Origin of the sequence: Acinetobacter sp. Leaf130 (assembly GCF_001423205.1) — a bacterium.
GTDB classification, from domain to species: domain Bacteria; phylum Pseudomonadota; class Gammaproteobacteria; order Pseudomonadales; family Moraxellaceae; genus Acinetobacter; species Acinetobacter calcoaceticus.
The window spans coordinates 780075-799607 of sequence record NZ_LMOE01000001.1; the positions used below are offsets into that span (position 1 = coordinate 780075).

The 19533-nt window shown below is 39.4% G+C and carries 20 protein-coding genes and 1 pseudogene; 15 read left to right on the plus strand and 6 right to left on the minus strand.

What is annotated here, in order from left to right:
- Nucleotides 1-9: 9 nt before the first annotated feature.
- From ASF86_RS03270 to tauD, 3 genes are read left to right on the plus strand one after another with little or no spacing between them, the layout of a single operon-like run.
- Nucleotides 10-804 carry a taurine ABC transporter ATP-binding protein gene (locus ASF86_RS03270; protein WP_003651263.1) on the plus strand — a complete coding sequence of 265 codons (795 nt, stop codon included), beginning with the start codon at nucleotides 10-12 and terminating at the stop codon, nucleotides 802-804.
- Nucleotides 801-1670 carry a taurine ABC transporter permease TauC gene (gene tauC, locus ASF86_RS03275; protein WP_056479411.1) on the plus strand — a complete coding sequence of 290 codons (870 nt, stop codon included), beginning with the start codon at nucleotides 801-803 and terminating at the stop codon, nucleotides 1668-1670. Before ASF86_RS03270 ends, tauC begins: the two co-directional genes overlap by 4 nt.
- A gap of 8 nt (nucleotides 1671-1678) precedes the next feature.
- Nucleotides 1679-2560, plus strand: a complete 882-nt coding sequence (tauD, locus tag ASF86_RS03280) for a taurine dioxygenase (protein WP_056479413.1) — start codon at nucleotides 1679-1681, stop codon at nucleotides 2558-2560.
- 67 nt (nucleotides 2561-2627) lie between these two features.
- Here the strand turns inward: tauD and ASF86_RS03285 are convergent, their stop codons facing one another.
- Together ASF86_RS03285 and ASF86_RS03290 are read right to left on the minus strand one after the other, a co-directional pair.
- Nucleotides 2628-3362 carry an aspartate/glutamate racemase family protein gene (locus ASF86_RS03285; protein ID WP_056479415.1) on the minus strand — a complete coding sequence of 245 codons (735 nt, stop codon included), beginning with the start codon at nucleotides 3360-3362 and terminating at the stop codon, nucleotides 2628-2630.
- Between the two features lie 5 nt (nucleotides 3363-3367).
- Nucleotides 3368-4828, minus strand: a complete 1461-nt coding sequence (locus ASF86_RS03290; protein WP_056479417.1) for an NCS1 family nucleobase:cation symporter-1 — start codon at nucleotides 4826-4828, stop codon at nucleotides 3368-3370.
- Between the two features lie 397 nt (nucleotides 4829-5225).
- Between ASF86_RS03290 and ASF86_RS03295 the strand changes: the two genes are divergently transcribed.
- On the plus strand, nucleotides 5226-5975 hold the full coding sequence (locus tag ASF86_RS03295) for a GntR family transcriptional regulator (RefSeq protein WP_056479419.1): 750 nt from the start codon (nucleotides 5226-5228) through the stop codon (nucleotides 5973-5975).
- Between the two features lie 38 nt (nucleotides 5976-6013).
- Here the strand turns inward: ASF86_RS03295 and ASF86_RS03300 are convergent, their stop codons facing one another.
- A complete protein-coding gene (locus tag ASF86_RS03300) occupies nucleotides 6014-6904 on the minus strand; it encodes a LysR family transcriptional regulator (RefSeq protein ID WP_056479422.1) in 891 nt (296 codons plus the stop codon).
- A 197-nt stretch (nucleotides 6905-7101) separates the two neighbouring features.
- Here ASF86_RS03300 and ASF86_RS03305 point away from each other — a divergent pair, with 197 nt between their 5' ends.
- The 3 genes from ASF86_RS03305 (at nucleotide 7102) to ASF86_RS19000 (ending at nucleotide 10195) form a co-directional block, all read left to right on the plus strand.
- Nucleotides 7102-7788 carry a hydrolase gene (locus ASF86_RS03305; RefSeq protein WP_003651277.1) on the plus strand — a complete coding sequence of 229 codons (687 nt, stop codon included), beginning with the start codon at nucleotides 7102-7104 and terminating at the stop codon, nucleotides 7786-7788.
- A 313-nt stretch (nucleotides 7789-8101) separates the two neighbouring features.
- Nucleotides 8102-9976, plus strand: coding sequence for an amidohydrolase (locus ASF86_RS03310; RefSeq protein ID WP_056479424.1), 1875 nt, complete (start codon nucleotides 8102-8104; stop codon nucleotides 9974-9976).
- Nucleotides 9977-10033: 57 nt separating this feature from the next.
- Entirely contained in the window at nucleotides 10034-10195 is a 162-nt protein-coding gene (locus tag ASF86_RS19000) for a DUF1427 family protein (RefSeq protein ID WP_081407535.1), read from the plus strand.
- Nucleotides 10196-10264: 69 nt separating this feature from the next.
- Here the strand turns inward: ASF86_RS19000 and arsC are convergent, their stop codons facing one another.
- Nucleotides 10265-10693 (minus strand): arsenate reductase (glutaredoxin), encoded by a 429-nt coding sequence (gene arsC / locus ASF86_RS03315; protein WP_056479427.1) that lies wholly within the window; start codon nucleotides 10691-10693, stop codon nucleotides 10265-10267.
- Nucleotides 10694-10777: 84 nt separating this feature from the next.
- Between arsC and ASF86_RS03320 the strand changes: the two genes are divergently transcribed.
- From ASF86_RS03320 to arsH, 4 genes are read left to right on the plus strand one after another with little or no spacing between them, the layout of a single operon-like run.
- On the plus strand, nucleotides 10778-11107 hold the full coding sequence (locus tag ASF86_RS03320) for an ArsR/SmtB family transcription factor (RefSeq protein ID WP_017390488.1): 330 nt from the start codon (nucleotides 10778-10780) through the stop codon (nucleotides 11105-11107).
- Nucleotides 11108-11111: 4 nt separating this feature from the next.
- Nucleotides 11112-11585 carry an arsenate reductase ArsC gene (locus ASF86_RS03325; RefSeq protein WP_003651285.1) on the plus strand — a complete coding sequence of 158 codons (474 nt, stop codon included), beginning with the start codon at nucleotides 11112-11114 and terminating at the stop codon, nucleotides 11583-11585.
- A gap of 10 nt (nucleotides 11586-11595) precedes the next feature.
- A complete protein-coding gene (arsB, locus tag ASF86_RS03330; protein WP_056479430.1) occupies nucleotides 11596-12642 on the plus strand; it encodes an ACR3 family arsenite efflux transporter in 1047 nt (348 codons plus the stop codon).
- Nucleotides 12629-13342 carry an arsenical resistance protein ArsH gene (gene arsH / locus ASF86_RS03335; RefSeq protein ID WP_056479433.1) on the plus strand — a complete coding sequence of 238 codons (714 nt, stop codon included), beginning with the start codon at nucleotides 12629-12631 and terminating at the stop codon, nucleotides 13340-13342. The genes arsB and arsH overlap by 14 nt, the downstream gene beginning before the upstream one ends.
- Before the next feature lie 60 nt (nucleotides 13343-13402).
- Here arsH and ASF86_RS03340 read toward each other — a convergent pair whose 3' ends face one another.
- A complete protein-coding gene (locus ASF86_RS03340) occupies nucleotides 13403-14305 on the minus strand; it encodes a LysR family transcriptional regulator (RefSeq protein ID WP_056479436.1) in 903 nt (300 codons plus the stop codon).
- A gap of 101 nt (nucleotides 14306-14406) precedes the next feature.
- Between ASF86_RS03340 and ASF86_RS03345 the strand changes: the two genes are divergently transcribed.
- From ASF86_RS03345 to ASF86_RS19565, 4 genes and pseudogenes are all read left to right on the plus strand, one after another.
- Nucleotides 14407-14967 (plus strand): chromate transporter, encoded by a 561-nt coding sequence (locus ASF86_RS03345; protein WP_005041294.1) that lies wholly within the window; start codon nucleotides 14407-14409, stop codon nucleotides 14965-14967.
- Nucleotides 14967-15488, plus strand: coding sequence for a chromate transporter (locus ASF86_RS03350; RefSeq protein WP_056479439.1), 522 nt, complete (start codon nucleotides 14967-14969; stop codon nucleotides 15486-15488). Before ASF86_RS03345 ends, ASF86_RS03350 begins: the two co-directional genes overlap by 1 nt.
- Before the next feature lie 179 nt (nucleotides 15489-15667).
- The coding region (gene ahpF, locus ASF86_RS20225; protein WP_155860164.1) for an alkyl hydroperoxide reductase subunit F at nucleotides 15668-16911 on the plus strand (1244 nt) is incomplete at its 3' end.
- A 1-nt stretch (nucleotide 16912) separates the two neighbouring features.
- A pseudogene (locus ASF86_RS19565) lies at nucleotides 16913-17372 on the plus strand (FAD-dependent oxidoreductase); the annotation flags it as partial.
- A gap of 54 nt (nucleotides 17373-17426) precedes the next feature.
- On the opposite strand, the gene ASF86_RS03360 reads toward ASF86_RS19565, so the two are convergent.
- Nucleotides 17427-19433 carry an esterase/lipase family protein gene (locus ASF86_RS03360; protein WP_056479442.1) on the minus strand — a complete coding sequence of 669 codons (2007 nt, stop codon included), beginning with the start codon at nucleotides 19431-19433 and terminating at the stop codon, nucleotides 17427-17429.
- Between the last annotated feature and the right edge of the window lie 100 nt (nucleotides 19434-19533).

Here is a 19533-nt window from a genome sequence, read left to right on the forward strand (position 1 = left end):
GGAGTTGTCATGAGTGTATTAGAAGCCAAACATATTCATCTGACTTTTCCTAAACAGCAAAAGCCAGTTTTACAAGACATTAACCTAACGATTGAAGAAGGTTCTTTAACTGTCATTTTAGGTGAGTCGGGATGTGGCAAAACAACTTTGCTTAATATCTTGGCTGGTTTTCAAAAGCCAAGTTCCGGTGATGTGCTTGTAAATCATGAAGTGGTAAATGGACCAGATGTAACCCGCGCTGTGGTGTTTCAGGATCATGCATTACTTCCTTGGTTGAATGTTGCAGATAATGTTGGCTTCGCTTTGCAGTTAAAAGGTTTAAAGCGTGCGGATATCGAAGCGCAAGTGAGCGCAATTTTAAAAATTGTGGGTTTAAGTCACGTTGAAAAAGCCAATATATGGGAACTTTCTGGTGGTATGAAACAACGTGTTGGTATTGCCAGAGCTTTGATTAGTCACGCGCCATTTATTTTATTAGATGAACCTTTTGCAGCACTCGATGCTTTTACACGTGAAAACATGCAGCAGTTAGTGCTCGATTTATGGATTCAGCAAAATAAAAGCTTCTTTTTAATTACCCATGACATTGAAGAAGCATTGTTGCTCAGCAATCAGTTAGTTCTGATGACAGCCCATCCAGGCAAAATTGTAGAAACTCTACATCTCGATTTTGCTAAACGATATCGTCAGGGTGAGTCTATTCGCTCGATTAAATCTGACCCTCAATTTATTCAGCTTAGAGAACAGCTATTTGAAAGTTTAAGGGCACAAAAACAAAGCGGTAAGGAGGCGTTAACCACATGAGCACTAAAGATAACGTCTATGAATATGACAAAGCAGGGCTAAAACTTAAGCCAGATGTGCAAACAGAAAATGCTTCATTTTTATCGTCATTTTTTGAGAAACATCGAACTCTGGCGGTAAGCATAATCAGTGTGGGAAGTGTTATTGCGATCTGGTTTCTCATTACTGCTTTGCATGTGGTACATGAACTGTTTTTACCTAGCCCACAGGCAGTATGGCAAAAATTTATATCGGTAAGCCAAGAAGGCTTTATGAAGGCAACCTTGTGGCAACACTTAGCAGCCAGTATCTCTCGTGTATTTTTAGCTTTGATTGCTGCCGTGGTGATTGGTGTTCCCTTAGGTTTATGGATGGGGCTGAACAAATGGGTACGTGCAGTTTTAGATCCTTTGGTTGAGTTATTGCGTCCAATTCCGCCGTTAGCTTATTTGCCATTACTCGTAATTTGGTTCGGTATTGGCGAAACCACAAAAGTACTTTTGATTTTCTTCTCGATTTTGGCGCCTGTCATCATTAGCAGTGCGCATGGTGTGTTAAGCCATCAGCTTAATCGTGAACGTGCGGCATTGTCGCTAGGAGCAAGTCAGTCACAAGTATTTTGGCATGTCATTTTGCCAACAGCTTTACCTCATATTATTACCGGTATCCGTATTGGTCTTGGGGTAGGTTGGTCAACATTGGTTGCAGCGGAGTTGGTTGCAGCGGACCGTGGTATTGGGTTTATGGTGCAGTCGGCAGCACAGTTCTTAATTACCGATACGGTGATTCTGGGCATTATTGTGATTGCGATTGTCGCAGTTAGTTTTGAGCTGTTTTTACGTTGGTTACAAAAACAGTTTTCTCCTTGGTATGGTCAGCAGTTGTAGTAAAGAAGATGAATACAGTAGTAGCAAACTTAAATATTGAAGTGATCAAGCCTACCATTGGCGCAATTATTCACGATATTGATTTGAATGCGTTAAATGAACAGACAACGCAACAAATCCAGCAGGCTTTGCTTGATCATCAGGTTATTTTTTTTCGAAAGCAACAATTGGCACCGCAAGCACAAGCAGACTTGGCACGTAGTTTTGGCAGCTTACATGTGCACCCGATTTATCCTTCAATTGAAGATGTACCTGAAGTGATGGTGCTCGATAGTTGGAAACAAGATTTGCGTGACAATGAACTTTGGCACACAGACGTGACTTTTAGCAAAAATCCGCCATTGGGCTGTGTGTTGCAAGCCATTAAAATTCCACCTGTAGGTGGCGATACGTTATGGTCGAGTAATACAGCAGCTTTTAAAGGACTTCCGCTCGAGCTACAGGATAAATTACGTGGTTTAACGTCGACACATGATATTCGTAAGTCTTTTCCACTTGAGCGTTTTGCCCATAACGAAGAAGAACGTGAAAAGCTTTTGCAAACATTTAAACGTAACCCACCAGTGGTTCACCCAGTGGTGCGTACCCATCCGGTTACAGGTGAACCTTTGTTGTTTGTAAGTGAAGGCTTTACCACTCGAATTAATGAGTTATCCGAGCAAGAAAGTGAACGGTTGCTTAATTTCTTGTTTGAACATGCGACCCAAGAGCAGTTTCATTTGCGTTGGAAATGGCAAGATGGTGATGTAGCGATTTGGGATAACCGTTGCACGCAACATAAAGCATTATTTGATTATGGCGATGCACATCGCATTATGCACCGTGCAACTATTAACGGTGATGTGCCATTTTATAAAGAAGAACAACAGCCAGAGTTAGCCGAGGTTTAATTCTTTTAATTTCTCTTTGTTTCAATTCCAACGCAGTGTTTTGAGTTGGAATTGAAACAATAACTCTTTAGCGTATTCCAAAACCTGACAATATGCCTGTGTAGTTCTTTACAGGAGGTGAGGCCCAATCGCCAACTTTGCTGGTCTTTAAATTTAACTGAACCAACATTTCAGCTTGTTTAACGGCTGCTGCAACGCCGTCAATAACAATCACTCCCAACTCATTTTGTAGCTTTAGACACAAATCACTCATGCCTGCGCAGCCTAAAACAATCGCATCGCTTTTATCTTCTACTAGTGCTTTTTTGCACTCATCTCGTACAATTCGGTAGGCGTCTGCGTCAGGAAGCTCCAACTCTGCAACTGCGATATCACAAGCTCGAACATTTTTACAAAATGGCGTAGCGCCATAGCGATGAGCCAGATGCCAGCTCATATTCACTGTCCGCTGTAATGTTGTGACCACACTAAACCCAGTACTCACATAACTTGCAGTTCGCATGGCTGCTTCAGCAATCCCAATCACAGGTGCTGAAGTAATTTCACGGGCAGCATAAAGCGCAGGGTCACCAAAACAGGCAATAATATAGGCATCTACATTTAGCTGTTCACCTTGTCGGATTTCCTCCAGCACACCTACTGCACTTAATGCTTCATCATAATAACTTTCAATCGTTGCAGGACCCATTTGAGGACTCACTGCAATAATTTGACTACCAGAACCTGCCACTATCTTTGCAGAAGCAGCAATTTTGTCTGTCATGCTTTGAGTGGTATTAGGGTTAATAATTTTAATTTTCATTGTAGTTATACCTTGGTCATTACAGATTTTGCATGAGTAAGCGGTTGGTTAAGAAATCGGTAGATCACGAAACCAAATCCCATACCAATAAACCATGTGAAATTAGCAAGCCCAGACAGTTGTGGTAAAAGTACGCATAGAATAGGAATTAATGAAGCTGGAATTAAGGCATAGAAGGCAGAACGGTTATAACCATTTTTGTACCAATACAAACCCTTAGGGTCTAAGGTATATAAGTCATCTACTACGATTTTTTGTTTTTTCACGAAGTAAAAATCAGCTAGCAATACGCCAAAAAGTGGGCCGATAAATGCACCTAAAATATCAATGGTGTAGTGAATCACTTGAGGATTATTAAACAGATTCCATGGGGTGATGAAAATCGAACCTACTGCTGCGATCATTCCACCCATACGCCAGCTAATTTTGCTCGGTGAAACATTCGAAAAATCAAAGGCCGGCGAAACAAAGTTAGCGACAATATTAATCCCGATGGTCGCAATCATTAAGGTCAAGCTACCTAAAATGACTACAAAGGTATTATCCAATTTACCAACCATTTCGACTGGGTCGGTAATGAGTTTGCCGTAAACAGGTAGCGTTGCTGCAATACAAACCACGGTAAGTAAAGAAAAGCCTAGAAAGTTAATGGGTAAACCAAGAAAGTTGCCCATTTTAATGGCACTAAAACTTTTGCCGTAACGAGCGAAGTCGCCAAAGTTCAGCATAGGTCCTGAAAAATATGAAACAACAAGAGCAATAGCACCAATCATGACAGGTACAACCGCAAATCCGTCGTATTGAACACCGCTCAAGTTTAAATCAATATTTTGCCATCCAGCTTTCCAGATGAGCCATACTGCCATGGCAAACATCACAACGTAGACCGCGGGGCCAGCCCAGTCGATGAACTTACGAATGCTGTCCATGCCAGACCAAAAAACAATAGCTTGTAGTAGCCAAAGCAGCATGAAGCCGATCCATCCTAAAAAGGACAGTCCAAGAAATCCATAAGTTGAAACATCGGCATAGACCGACCATTCTGGAAAGAACTTTAAAATGACCAATAAGAAGGCACTTGATGCCAAATAGGTTTGAATGCCATACCACGCGACAGCAATAAGACCACGAATAACAGCAGGAATATTTGCACCAAGCACACCGAAGGTTGCGCGGCAAATAACAGGATAGGGTGTGCTAGTTTGTTGACTAGACTTGGCAATGAGGTTTGTAAAAAACTGAACAATTGCAATGCCGATGAGTAAAGATAAAAGTACCTGCCAGCTATTGAGCCCTAGTGCAAAAAGGCTCCCAGCCATGACATAACCGCCGACACTATGAACATCAGACATCCAGAAAGCAAAAATATTATAAGCGCCCCATGTTTGCTTTTTTAAAGGAGCCAAGTCTTGATTTGTCAGTTTTGCATCATAAGAAGGTTTAATTATTGCTTCGCTATTATTCATCTTGAACGCTCACTTCCCTAAGATGGTGGGTACTTTCAGCAGCTTTGGACTTCTGTCTAAAAGAATGAAATTAAGATTGTGCGCAATTTGATATTTAAATTGTGCACAATCTTAATTGAGCAAAAGTTATGCCAAATTCAGAAATCAAAGCTTGTGAGTTTTTCCGTTCAACTAATAGTTTGGGCATTTAGGGATAAATTAATGAAAGTTGGTCTGCTTAATCTGTTATAAAAAAATGAGTAAATTTAAAGGAATGGAAGAATTTTATAATGTTAAATCTTGAATAGATCTTCCAGCATAGATATTGTTCTTATGAGAGAAATATTTCCAACTGGTTAAGTTGGACTACACTGCTCAAATTAAATGATGTTTTAAAAAAGAGGGGGCGTTAATAAAAATGGAGAAATCAATGCCATCGAATGCACCAAAAAAAACCGTAGAAATGAGCAATGATGAAATTGATGACCATATATATAACGCAATTGTAGATGCCATTTTAAATAGGCAACTTACACCTGGAGCACGCTTGGTTGAAGCGCCATTATGCGAGGCATTTGGTGTGACTAGAGGAGTGTTAAGACGTGTTTTTGTCAAACTTGCACACGATAAGGTCATCGAAATTCAGCCCAATCGTGGAGCACTCATAGCAAAACATAGCCTTGATGAAACAAAAGAGGTCTTTGAAGCACGTAGCATGCTTGAAATTGCTACTGTGAAAAAACTAACACAAAAGTCTCAAAGCTTAGATTTTAGTGAGCTTAGAGCTTTAGTCGATCAAGAGTCTCATGAGCGTTTAGCTGGGAATTGGGCCGAGTGGATTAAGCTATCAGGTAAATTTCACCTAAAGCTTGTTGAAGCAAATCAGAATACGATTATGACCAGTTATTTGCAGACACTTATTGCGAGGACTTCGTTATTAATTGGGTTATATGAAATTCCAAAACATAATAATTGCTCGGCAGATGAACATCGTGCAATTTTAGATGCCATTGAACAAGGTGATGAAAAACGAGCAACTCAATTGATGGAAGAACATTTAGAACACTACGCGACGACATTTATTGAAGAAAACAGCACAACTTCAGCAGAACAAAATTTATTAAATTTATTTAAAAATAAGAAGATTGAAGCTACTCAAACAAACTAAAAAAGTGGGCCAATTCTTATGGAAAAGGCCCAGACCACTTATTTTATAGGAACGATTTGATGTGTTAAAAAATCGATAAATAGTTTTACTTTCTTCGACAAAATTTTACGGTTTGGCCATGTGACATATAAATGAAGTGGCTGACTGGTGTAGTCCTCCAAACATTTCTGTAATTTACCTTCTTTGTAGTAAGGCTCTGCAATAAACTCTGGAAGAAAGACAATACCGTGATCTTTTAGGCACATATCTAATAATAATTCACCATTATTACAGGTCATCACAGGGAAACAATTAAAGGACACTTCTTTTTGATCTTTTTGGAAAATCAACTTCTTATGACGGCTATCTTGATAATAAATTAAAAATTTATGATCTTTGAGTTCCTCTAAAGAGGCGGGTAATCCATGCTGATTAAAATACTCAGGCGTTGCGTATAAGTAACGTTGATAGGTATTTAATATTTTACTATTTGCCAAATTTGGAGGAGAGCCATCTACACGAATTGTTAAATCAAATTTATTATTATTCATGTCTAATAACTGATCGGTCATGAACAAATCAATTTTGATACTAGGGTATTTTTCAATAAAGTCTGAAATTATATTTTGAAGAAAAATATTGCTAAAAGACATTGGTGTATTGAGCTTGAGTTCTCCTTCAGGGTACTGCTGATTGTAGCTAATTTCATAGGCAGCCCATTCAAATTCACTTAAAATGACTTTACTATGTTGATAAAACTTTTCTCCACAAGAGGTGAGGTTCATCTGTCTTGTGGTTCTGGTTAATAGTGTGGTTTTTAGGTCATTTTCGAGGTAGCAAACGCGTTTGGCAACCAAGTCACGAGAGATATCGAGTGCTCTGGCTGCACTACTAAAATTACCATGTTCTACGACACTTACAAAAGTGGAAATACAGTCTAATCGATCCATGGATAAGCGAAAGTTAAAAAAATATATATCAATGATTAAACTATAAAAATTAAAAAGCAATCATTGTTTTTATTGTATTCGTGCAGAATACAGATTCGTGCTGATTTGCTGTCTATGCTTTTACATTTTTATCTGTTTTGATAGTGACCAGTAAGCAATTTTAATGCACTACTCATAAGGAATAATGGAGTTTACCCATGAATAAATCACTTTTAGAACAACTATCACCAACGAATTGTCAGGTTATTTTTATTGATCACCAGCCACAAATGGCTTTTGGGGTACAGTCAATAGACCGCCAAGTATTGAAAAATAATACGGTAGGTCTCGCAAAAGCAGCCAAAACTTTCAATATTCCTGTCACCATTACCACGGTTGAAACTGAAAGCTTCTCTGGTCATACCTATCCAGAACTTTTAGATGTATTTCCAGATGCCCCATTACTAGAACGTACTTCAATGAATTCATGGGATGACCAAAAAGTACGTGATTCACTTGCAAAAAATAACCGTAAGAAAGTGATTGTTTCAGGTTTATGGACTGAAGTGTGTAATAACACTTTTGCTTTTGGTGCCATGCTTGAAGGTGATTATGAAATTTATATGGTTGCGGATGCTTCAGGTGGTACATCGAAAGAAGCGCACGATTATTCTATGCAGCGCATGATTCAAGCAGGTGTCGTTCCTGTAACTTGGCAACAAGTGTTACTTGAATGGCAGCGTGATTGGGCACACCGTGATACTTATGATGCAGTAATGGCAATTGTACGTGAGCATTCTGGTGCTTATGGTATGGGCGTGGACTATGCTTATACAATGGTACATAAGGCACCTGAACGTACCACATCAAAACACGAAGTACTTGCACCAGTTCCCGCAAAATAAGAAATAGTTGAGTTAAGGGTATTTCGATATTTAAGTTGATTTATTCGATTTTTGACTATATTTGATAAGTGGAAAAGCCATCTGCAATTGTTCGAGGCAGGACAAAATCTGAAAAAGATTGTAATTGAACGAGTTTTGCAGATGGCAATGGTTTTGGTTACTTTTCCCGAAAGAAAAGTAACAGAATTAACTACCCATTATTGAATGTAAAAACGGTCAGACTCCGTCGTGTTAAATCAAAAAGAATAATGAAATATATATGTTGCTATACCTTTATTTTTTAGAACGATAATTCACAAGAATGGAGTTCAGAATGACCGAAATAAACCTCATACTCAAAAACGGTAAAATCACCACACTAGATCCTAAAAATCCAGAAGTACAAGCAATTGCCATAGCAGATGGTAAAGTCGTACGCACCGGCACAAATGATGAGCTCATGAAGCTGGCATCAGCGACGAGCAAAGTTGTAGATTTAAATGGTCGTCGCGTTATACCGGGTCTAAATGACAGTCATCTACATATTATTCGTGGTGGCCTGAACTACAATATGGAACTGCGCTGGGAAGGTGTGCCATCTGTAGCGGATGCACTACGCTTACTCAAGGAACAAGCCGATAATACACCAGCTCCTCAATGGGTACGTGTGGTTGGTGGTTGGACTGAATTCCAGTTTGCCGAAAAGCGTTTACCGACTTTAGAAGAAATTAATAAAGCCGCTCCTGATACTCCAGTCTTTGTTTTACATTTATATGCTAGCGCTTTGTTGAACCGAGCTGCGCTTGATGTATTGGGCTTTAATAAAGACACGCCAGACCCGCCCGGCGGTAAGATTGTACGAGATGAAAAGGGTGAGCCAACAGGGCTATTGCTCGCAACTCCATCGGCTATGATTTTATATTCGACCTTAGGTAAAGCGCCGAAATTGCCAGTTGAAGATCAAGTCAATTCAACTCGTCATTTCATGCGTGAATTGAACCGATTAGGTATTACTTCTGCAATTGATGCGGGTGGTGGTGGGCAAAACTATCCTGAAGATTATGATGTGATTAAGCAATTGCATGACCAAAATCAAATGACAGTGCGAATTGCATACAACTTATTTGCTCAAAAAGCTGGTCAAGAACTTGATGATTATCGTCGCTGGACAGAAATGACATTTCCTGGCGATGGTGATGAACTATTTAGAATGAATGGAGCGGGTGAGAACCTGACTTGGTCGGCGGGTGACTTCGAAGATTTCTATGAGCCACGTCCAGATTTACCAGAAAAAATGGAAGGTGAACTCGAAGCCATTGTAGAGCATTTATCTGAAAAGAAATGGCCATTTCGTATTCATGCAACCTATGATGAAAGTATTAATCGGTTACTCAATGTCTTTGAGCGAGTAAATGCCAAACAGCCATTTGCAACCCGATTTATTATTGACCATGCCGAAACTGTATCTGAGCGGAATATCGAACGTATTGGTGCATTGGGCGGTGGTATTGCTATTCAACACCGTATGGCATATCAAGGTGAGATTTTCGTAAAACGCTATGGCGCCGAGGCTGCTCAGGAAACGCCACCAGTTAAGAAAATGTTAGAACTCGGCGTACCTGTGGGCGCTGGAACAGACGCAACACGTGTTGCATCTTATAACCCTTGGGTGTGTTTATATTGGCTAAGTACCGGTAAAACAGTCGGCGGCTTACCTTTGTATGATGAAAAGAATCTCTTAGATCGCCAAACAGCGCTTATGCTCTGGACGAAAGGTTCTGCATGGTTTTCAGGTGAAAAAGATGTCAAAGGTTCACTAACAGCAGGGGAACTTGCTGACTTGGTCGTGCTGTCTGATGACTACTTCAAAGTTGAGGCAGATGATATTCAGTGGATTGAGTCTGTGCTCACTGTTTTAGGTGGCAAAGTGGTATATGCCGGAGCAGAGTTTAAGCAGGATGATCCTTCATTACCACCAGCATCACCAACATGGTCGCCAGTAAAACGCTTTGGTGGACAATGGCGTTTATCTGAAAACCGTAATGCACCTTCAAATCAGTCTTTACAGTCAGAAAGCGCGCTATGTGCATGTGCTAGCAGTTGTGGCATGCATGGACATAGCCACTCATGGATGCTTGATGTTCCAGTAAATGATAAAGATAAAAAATCTTTCTGGGGCGCACTAGGGTGTTCTTGTTTCGCATTTTAAATAAAACAGTATGGGAACCTGCCTTTTTAAATGGCTTGGTTCTCTAAGGTATGTACCATGAAAATGTACTTATTATCTTTGGCTGTAGGGTTGCTCGTTGGTGTCTTATATTATGTTTTAAATGTGAAGTCGCCAGCTCCACCTCTTGTTGCATTAATCGGTTTATTAGGCATGGTGATAGGAGAACAACTCCTTCCTTTTATTAAGTCCTACTTTTAACCTTTTTCATTTAACAAAAAAGCTAAATGGTATTGCGCCATTTAGCTTTTTATCTATGAGAATCTTAGATTATTTTATTCGTTGACCTTGTTCATTAATGATTACTTCACCATCTTCTTTTGCAAAATAGCCTAAGTTTTCTGAATCTAAAATATCAAGGACAATTTCAGAAGGGCGGCACAGACGTGTACCTTTTAACGTCACCACAAACGGGCGATTGATTAAAATTGGGTACTGAACCATAAAATCAATTAGCTGTTCATCTGTCCAGCGGTCTTGTTCCAAATCTAAATCTTTATATGGATCAACATTTTTACGAATTGCATCACGAACGGTTAATCCAGCTTGTGAAATGAGTTGAGTAAGCTCATCTTTACTAGGAGGTGTCTGTAAATATTCAATAACAATGGGTTCAATCCCAGCGTGATGAATAAGTGCTAGCGTATTACGTGAGGTTCCGCAAGCAGGGTTATGGTAAATCTTCACTAGCTCAGTCATGGTAAATTCAGGGTCGAATTAAGATATTGCATTTATATATGGATATCCGTATATTTGCAATAACGAATATGAATTGTTGCTGACATGATCACTCAAGTCGATTTTTTTAAGTGTCTTTCAGACCCTACTCGGTTAAGCATTCTTAAATTGGTTTTAAGCAAACAAAACATATGTGTTTGTGAACTGACCGAGCAACTTGATTTAAGCCAACCAAAAATTTCCCGACATTTAGCGCTATTACGTACTCATGGCATTTTACTTGACTCAAGACAAGGGCAATGGGTGTATTACAGCGTCAACCCAGATTTACCAATTTGGGCCGTTGAAGTTTTGAAAATTATAGGAAACCAAGATGAAAGTTTAGTGAATCAATCATCTTCACAGTTTTCTTCTATTTCAACTTATTGTGAGTAAGACCATGAAATTCTTATTTTTGTGTACAGGAAACAGTTGTCGTAGCATTTTGTCGGAAGTTTTATTTAATAGCCGTGCACCAGAAAGTTGGAAAGCGTATAGCGCAGGTAGTAAACCCTCAGGACAGGTACATCCATTAACCATTGAAACTCTTGAAAACTTAGGTCTTTCAACAGATGGGCTATGGAGCAAAACCATTGATGACTGCGAGCAGTATCAACCAGATGTTGTGATTACAGTCTGTGATTCTGCTGCACAAGAAGCATGCCCACTTTATTTAGGCGGTGCAATCAAAGCACACTGGGGCTTAAGTGATCCATCTCATTTGGACTTGCCAAAAGAAGAAAAATTAAAAGCTTTCCAAGAGACTGTAGATCATATTAACCGTCGTTTAGATGCATTGTTTGCACTTGATGTTGCGAACTTAAACCGTTCACATTTGATTGCTGAGATTAATAAAATCTCTCATATTGAGTAAGAGAGCCGAGATGACTAAGCAAAAGCTTTCTTTTTTAGACCGGAATCTGACGCTATGGATTTTTATTGCCATGGGCTTAGGGGTGGCAATAGGTGTTTTCTTTCCTCAAGCCTCGGTTTCTTTGAATCAACTTAGTGTAGATAACGTCAATATTCCGATTGCAATTGGTTTAATTTTAATGATGTATCCGCCTTTGGCAAAGGTAGATTACGCAGCTTTACCGGAAGTATTTAAAGATAAAAAAACGTTGGCTTTGTCTTTAGTACAAAACTGGTTAATTGCTCCAATTTTGATGTTTGCTTTAGCGATTATTTTTCTGCATAACTATCCGGAATATATGACAGGTCTAATCTTGATTGGCTTGGCACGTTGCATTGCAATGGTATTGGTATGGAACGGTTTAGCATGTGGGGATAACCAATATGTTGCTGCTTTAGTTGCTTTTAACAGTATCTTCCAAATTTTATTCTTTAGTACTTATGCATGGCTTTTCTTAACTTTCTTGCCGCCGTATTTTGGGGTGGCGGGCCAAGTCATTGATGTGAATTTCTGGACCATTACCCATGCTGTATTGGTGTATTTAGGTATTCCATTTTTAATGGGTTTTCTAACGCGACTCATTTTAGTGAAAGCAAAAGGATTAGATTGGTATCAAACTAAATTCTTGCCAAAAATTAGTCCAATGAGTTTGATTGCATTACTTTTTACCATTGTTGCGATGTTCAGCTTAAAAGGTGGTGAGGTGGTGAGCTTACCTTTAGATGTACTGCGAATTGCGATTCCACTGACGATTTACTTTGTGGTGATGTTCTTCATTAGCTTCTTTATGAGTAAACGTATGGGAAATAACTACCCACGTACCACTGCTATTTCATTTACCGCTGCGGGTAACAACTTTGAGCTCGCTTTAGCCGTTGCGATTGCAACATTTGGTTTAGCGTCACCTGTAGCATTTACTACAGTCATAGGACCATTGGTTGAGGTTCCGGTTTTAATTTCACTCGTTTCAGTTTCTCTTTGGCTAAAGAAAAAGTATTTCTCACATGAACAGTCTTAACAATGGTTTATCCAATGTGGCATTAAATCTTTTAGATAAGCCTACTTTGGAACAAGTGCAAGCACAGCAGCTTGAACATCCACCACGCATTTTACTGCTATATGGGTCTAATCGTGAGCGTTCTTATAGCCGTTTTGCTGTGTTGACGGCTGGACGAATTCTTGAATATTTAGGCGCCGAGGTTAAAATCTTTCATCCTAAAGGTTTACCTTTACCAGAGGATGCAGAAACAGATCATCCTAAAGTGCAAGAGTTGCATGAGCTTTTGGCTTGGGCAGAAGGTATGGTGTGGTGTTCACCAGAACGTCATGGTGCAATGAGTTCGATTTTAAAAGCTCAGATTGATTGGATTCCCTTAGCTGGTGGTGCAATTCGTGCAACACAAGGTAAAACCTTAGCAGTTATGCAAGTTAGTGGAGGTTCTCAATCTTTCAATGCTGTGAATCAAATGCGCATTTTAGGTCGCTGGATGCGTATGATTACGATCCCAAATCAGTCCTCAGTTGCTAAAGCTTTTTTAGAGTTTGAAGAAGATGGAAGTATGAAACCATCCTCTTACTATGACCGAATTGTCGATGTAATGGAGGAACTCTATAAGTTCACTTTATTAACACGTGGACAAAAACAATATCTGACAGATCGCTATTCGGAACGTAAAGAATCGGCAGAAGAGTTATCAAAACGAGTGAACCAGAAATAGACTGTTTTACTCAATAAAAAGTGCTCCGATAGGGGCATTTTTTATTGAGTAATTTTTTGGTTACGTAATTGTTGGTAATAATTTTTGTAATAAATCAATAAAGTTTGAAACTTTGGCTGAATTTTCATTTTCTCTTGTAATCAAGTAAAGAGGAGCATTAAGTTTTATTGAACTATCAAATTCGCGATAAACAATTTCATGGTCCCAGAAGTTATGCATTGAGGCAGGTACAATAGTTATACCAATTCCAGCAGCAACTAAATTTAATGTTGCTGTAGGACGAGGTGCTTCCTGAATAATACGTGGGCTAAAACCGGCTTGGTAGCAGCTATATAAAATGTTGTCATATAAACCTTGTCCTGAAGAACGACGATATAAAACAAAATTTTCATCTGATAAGTCACTTGAACTAATTTTTTCTTTTTGCGTAAGTGGATGTCCTATAGGTAATGCCACCATCATGGGCTCATCTAATATATGAAGATGTTTTAACCCAATATCACGACTAATCGGAGCTCTTAAAAAGGCGATATCAAGTTTTTCCGAGATTAACCGATCTAATTGCTTTTGGCTGCCTGCTTCTTCAAGTTTGGTTTGTACCCCTGGATATATTTCCCGATAGGAGCGCAATACTAATGAAATCAGTGGATGCAAGCCTGCCGAACTTGTAAAACCTATATTGAGTTGTCCTGTTTTACCTTGGCTGACATCTTGGACTAATTTAGGAATATGTTTGGCATGCTCTAATAAAATTTGTGCTTCTTTAAATAAGGCCAAACCTGCTTCAGTCGGTTCAATCCCTCGTGGTTGTCGAACAAGTAATTGTGTCCCGAGTTCTTCTTCCAGTTTTTTGAGTAAACGTGTTAATGGCGGCTGTTGAATAAATAATCGGTTTGCCGCGTGGGTAATATTTCTTTCTTCAACAACCACAACAAAGGCATGAAGCTTGTGCAAATCTAGCATAGGAATACCTTTAGGGTATGGTTAAAGAAAATAAAAGCATTTGTAGATATGTCATAAAAGTATCATTCTATCTTGGTCAGATAAAGTGAAAAGTAACGAAAATGAACCATGTTGAGATTGCCGTGCAGAAGGAGAGTGTGCCGAGCTGCACAGAACTATTTTTAGGTTTTTTAACATTAGGTTTAATTGGATTTGGCGGCGTGTTGCCTTTAGCACGAAAAGTCGTTGTAGAGCAGAGACAGTGGCTAAGTCCTGAAAAATTCACTGAGTTACTTGGTTTGTGTCAATTTTTACCGGGTGGCAATATTATTAATTTATCTGTTGCGATTGGCATGGAGTTTCGTGGCATTCGCGGTGCAGTAAGCTCACTGATTGGCTTAATCTTTGCACCGACGGTAATTGTTGTACTTTTACATTATGTCTATGAGCAGTTCCAAGACAACCTCATGGTTAAGCATCTTTTTGAAGGATTGGCAGCAGCAGCAGCTGGACTACTGGTTGCAACAGGGTTGAAAATGCTCAAGCCTTTATTACGTAATCCATTAGCGATGTGTGTAGTTGTAGTGGCAATTGTCAGCATCGCTTTTCTGAAAATCTCCTTGCTTTTGACCATGCTGGTTTTGTTGTCATTTTATTCAGCTGTTATTTGGAGACGTGTGTAATGGGCGCAATTCTACTTACTTTAGCCATCATTTTTACTCAGTTATCACTTATTGCTTTTGGTGGCGGCAATACAATTTTGCCTGAAATGCAACGTCAAGTGGTCGATATTCATCACTGGATGACTGCGCAAGAATTTAGTGCCTTATTCGCAATAGCCCAAGCTGCCCCTGGTCCAAACATGATGATTGTCCCGTTGGTGGGATGGCATGTAGCAGGGTTATCGGGGTTACTTGTGACATCAACCGCCAAATTTCTACCTTCATCTATTATTACTGTATTTGTGATGAGAGGTTGGTCAAAATTTAAAGATAAGAAATGGCGCCGTGTTTTACAGCTTGCTTTACAACCCGTCACTGTGGGAACTGTGCTTGCCAGTGCGTGGATTATTTCTGAGGCGGCTGCAATAAATACTTTACTTGTCATTATGGTAGTCATTGCAACTTTATTATCTTTAATTAAAAAGGTTCATCCCTTACATGTCTTGATTGCTGGGGCTGTATTTGGCGTGGTGTTACTCTAGTTTAACCAGTTTGCCGACCTGCGCTGGATGAGTTCAGGTTGGCTTTTTTTGATTGAAGTGAATAATAATTAAATCTAAAAAACCGATCAAATATATAAAAACATACTGTTTTACCTATTCTGTGTTTTAACGTACTATGCATTTATTGAAAGAATTTGGATGCATTGGAGTAAAAACAGATGTTAGATCAAAACATTAAAACTCAATTAAAAGCTTACTTAGAACGTTTAGAAAGTCCAATCGAATTAGTTGCTGCTTTGGATGAATCAGATAAAGCTGCTCAAATTAAAGAGCTGGTTACCGAAATTGCTGAACTTTCTGACAAGGTGACTGCCCGTTTTGATGGCAACAATACACGTCGTCCGAGCTTTGGTGTGGCTAAAGCAGGTGAACAACCTCGTGTGTTTTTTGCCGGCTTACCAATGGGACATGAGTTTACATCTTTGATCTTGGCGCTGTTACAGGTGTCTGGTTATGCACCTAAAGTGTCTGATGAGGTGCTCAACCAGATTAAAGGCTTAAACCTCAAAGCTGACTTTGATGTGTTTGTATCGCTAAGCTGTCATAACTGTCCGGACGTGGTACAGGCGCTTAACCTGATTGCGATTTATAACCCGAACACAACGGCAACCATGATTGATGGTTCATTCTTCCAAGACGAAGTTGAACAACGCAAAATCATGGCGGTTCCAATGGTGTTCCAGAACAATGAACACATTGGTCAGGGTCGTATGACACTTGAAGAAATTGTGGCAAAACTTGACACCAACTCAGCTGAAAAAGATGCAGCGGCATTGAATGCCAAAGATGCTTTTGATGTGTTAGTAATTGGTGGTGGACCTGCGGGTGCAACTGCTGCCATCTATGCAGCACGTAAAGGCATTAACACAGGTATCGTGGCTGAACGTTTTGGTGGTCAGGTGATGGACACCATGGACATTGAAAACTTCACGTCTGTTCAAAAAACTCAAGGTCCTAAGTTTGCTGCTGAAATGGAAGCACATGTTCGTGAATATGATGTTGATATCATGAACCTGCAACGTGTCAGCAAAATCGTTGGTGCAGATCAAACCACAAATGGTCTGGTTGAGGTTGAACTCGAAAACGGTGCAAAGCTTGAATCTAAAACAGTAATCCTTTCAACAGGTGCACGTTGGAGAGAAATGAATGTACCGGGTGAAGCTGAATACCGTACTCGTGGTGTCGCGTACTGCCCACATTGTGATGGTCCTTTGTTCAAAGGCAAACGTGTTGCCGTGATTGGTGGTGGTAACTCTGGTGTTGAAGCTGCAATTGACCTTGCAGGGATTGTTGAGCATGTCACTTTGGTTGAGTTCGACACTAAACTTCGTGCAGACCAAGTCTTGCAAAACAAATTGCATAGCTTGCCAAACACCACTGTGATTATGAATGCCTTAAGTACNAGCTGCAATTGACCTTGCAGGGATTGTTGAGCATGTCACTTTGGTTGAGTTCGACACTAAACTTCGTGCAGACCAAGTCTTGCAAAACAAATTGCATAGCTTGCCAAACACGACTGTGATCATGAATGCCTTAAGTACAGAAGTGTTAGGTGACGGTTCACAAGTGACAGGTCTTAAATATAAAGACCGTGCGACTGATGAAGAGCATGTAGTTGAGCTTGCAGGGATCTTTGTCCAGATTGGTTTATTGCCAAACACTGACTTCTTGAAAGACAGTGAGCTTGAGTTAACCAACCGTGGCGAGATCATTGTAAATGATCGCAACGAAACCAATGTGAAGGGTGTGTTTGCTGCGGGTGACTGTACAACTGTGCCTTACAAACAAATCATTATTGCTACAGGTGAAGGCGCTAAAGCATCACTCTCTGCATTTGATTACATCATCCGTTCTGGACAATAAGATTTAGATCAAGAAACAAAAGAGCCAAAGGTTATCCTTTGGCTCTTTTTATTTTTATGGTTTATATAAACCATGTTCGACTAAATGCTCTCGTAAAATACGACGCAGTTCTAAAACGGCTTGCGGCGTTAACTGAATTGAATGTCCACCTGGAAGAACCTTCTCAGATTTGGCACCCTCTAAGTGAGCACTTTTATAGGGAACAATACCATCTGTAATTACGTTTGGATCATCGCTCTTGGTGATATTTCCCATAATTGAGTGGAAAACCAAGCCCTTATGAGGATTAATATTTTCTGTGAGTTCCATAAATTTGGACTGATGGCTCAAATCACTCGGTCCATTTTGAATCAAACCACTATCAATATTACTCAAGAAATCTTTAACATCTAAATTTTCGGTTGTAAGTGAAGTTGCTACAGCTGATAAAAAAGCACCAGGTAGGCGAATAATTTTACGCGCTGCTAATGTAAACCAGCGATCTGCATAATCTGTACCTCGATGAGGAGAAGCCAAGAAAATTGCACGATCAAAATTATTGATTGAATGCATTTGCAATCGTTCAGTAACCATTGGATGTTTCTTAAAGCGGTTTTGCTGACGTGTCGTCATTAGCTCTAAAGCGGGCTTGGTAATATCGCCATCACTTACCAGTAAACGGCTAATAATACCTCCCATACTATGTCCAACCAGTACGGCATCATGTGCAGCAGGATCATTAGGGTTCAAAGAACCAAAAGCTTGCTTAAGAAGGGCATAAATTTGGAAACGGCTTTCCAGAATTGGCATATTAGTCGAATAGAAAACTTGCCAAACTTGATAATTGTCTCTTAAAACCGTGTCACCCATAACATCATTAGTCAAAGCAATCCATGCCTCAGGACTACTTGCGAGCCCATGGACTAATACAATAATTTTTTTATTTGGATTATAGGGTTCAAGCATGTAGAGATGTGGCATGGTTAAGTGCTGATCACGATCAATCAGACTTAAATAAGCCGCGACACCTAAATTATTCTCGGCTAACCATAGGCCGTAAGGCGCGGAAAAGTTGGCCGCTAGAGGATATTGTTTTCTTGCTACACTAATATTGTCGGTCCGGTATGGATCGTAAACCCGAATCACGAATTCAGGATTATTAATAATTTCTTCAACAGTGGTCGCATGTTTTGGTTCAGCTACAATCGTTGCAGCCAAATAACGTGCATGATGAATATTTGGATTAACGCCATTTTTATAATTGTATTTAAGTGGGTCTAAAATATATTCATTAATATCCTCTTTTCCTGAACTCGGAAAAACCGCTACAAATTCAGATCCAAAACCATCACGACGGTTAATTGTTCTTAAGCCCGAAAAATTTAAATTATAACTAGAAATTAACTTCTCTAATTTTTGCCCAGCAAGCTGCTGGTGAAATTCGAAATCAATCGAATAGACACTTTTACCAATATGTATTTGAGGTTCAACACCATTTTTTTTAGGGTAGCGTAAATCATAAACACTCACCATTTTGGCGATGGCTTGATTATAAAAGTCTCGAATTTGAACTTGTCTATTATCAAAAATACGGTCATTAGGCTGACGTTTTGTTGAGAATAGGTAGGCATAGCTATAACGAATACTTTTATCCAGTAAATTCAATTGCTGGTCTAAGCAATCATCATATTTACTTTGAATATTCGTTTGTTCTTCTTCGGACTTATGTTTAGTAAATCTACTAATTTTACAATTAGATGAATCTGACAAGGCCATTGCTTTTGCCAGATACATTTCACTTGCAGCTGATAAGAACTGTTCATCTAAAATTTGAGGTAAATTTTTGAGTTGATTTACACAGGTATCAGGTGTGTCAGTACAAACTTTAGCTTCCTGACCAGACATTGATAAAACGTTCAGACTGGCTTCACTGAGTTTATCTTGTGTAAGAATGCTATTACGTTCATTTGCAATAGTTACATTCAAAGCTTGCTGTTTAACATTGACGACCTGGCATCCACTCAGAATTGAACCGAGGAGTATGACCGTCAATACTGTTTTGCTTCTTTTTATTGAAAACATTATGGTCAAAATATAGTGGCTCAATGGTAGGTAGATCATACAAATTTTAAAATATTTTTCAAATGATCAAATAAAAAAAAGGGCTGTCAAAACAGCCCTT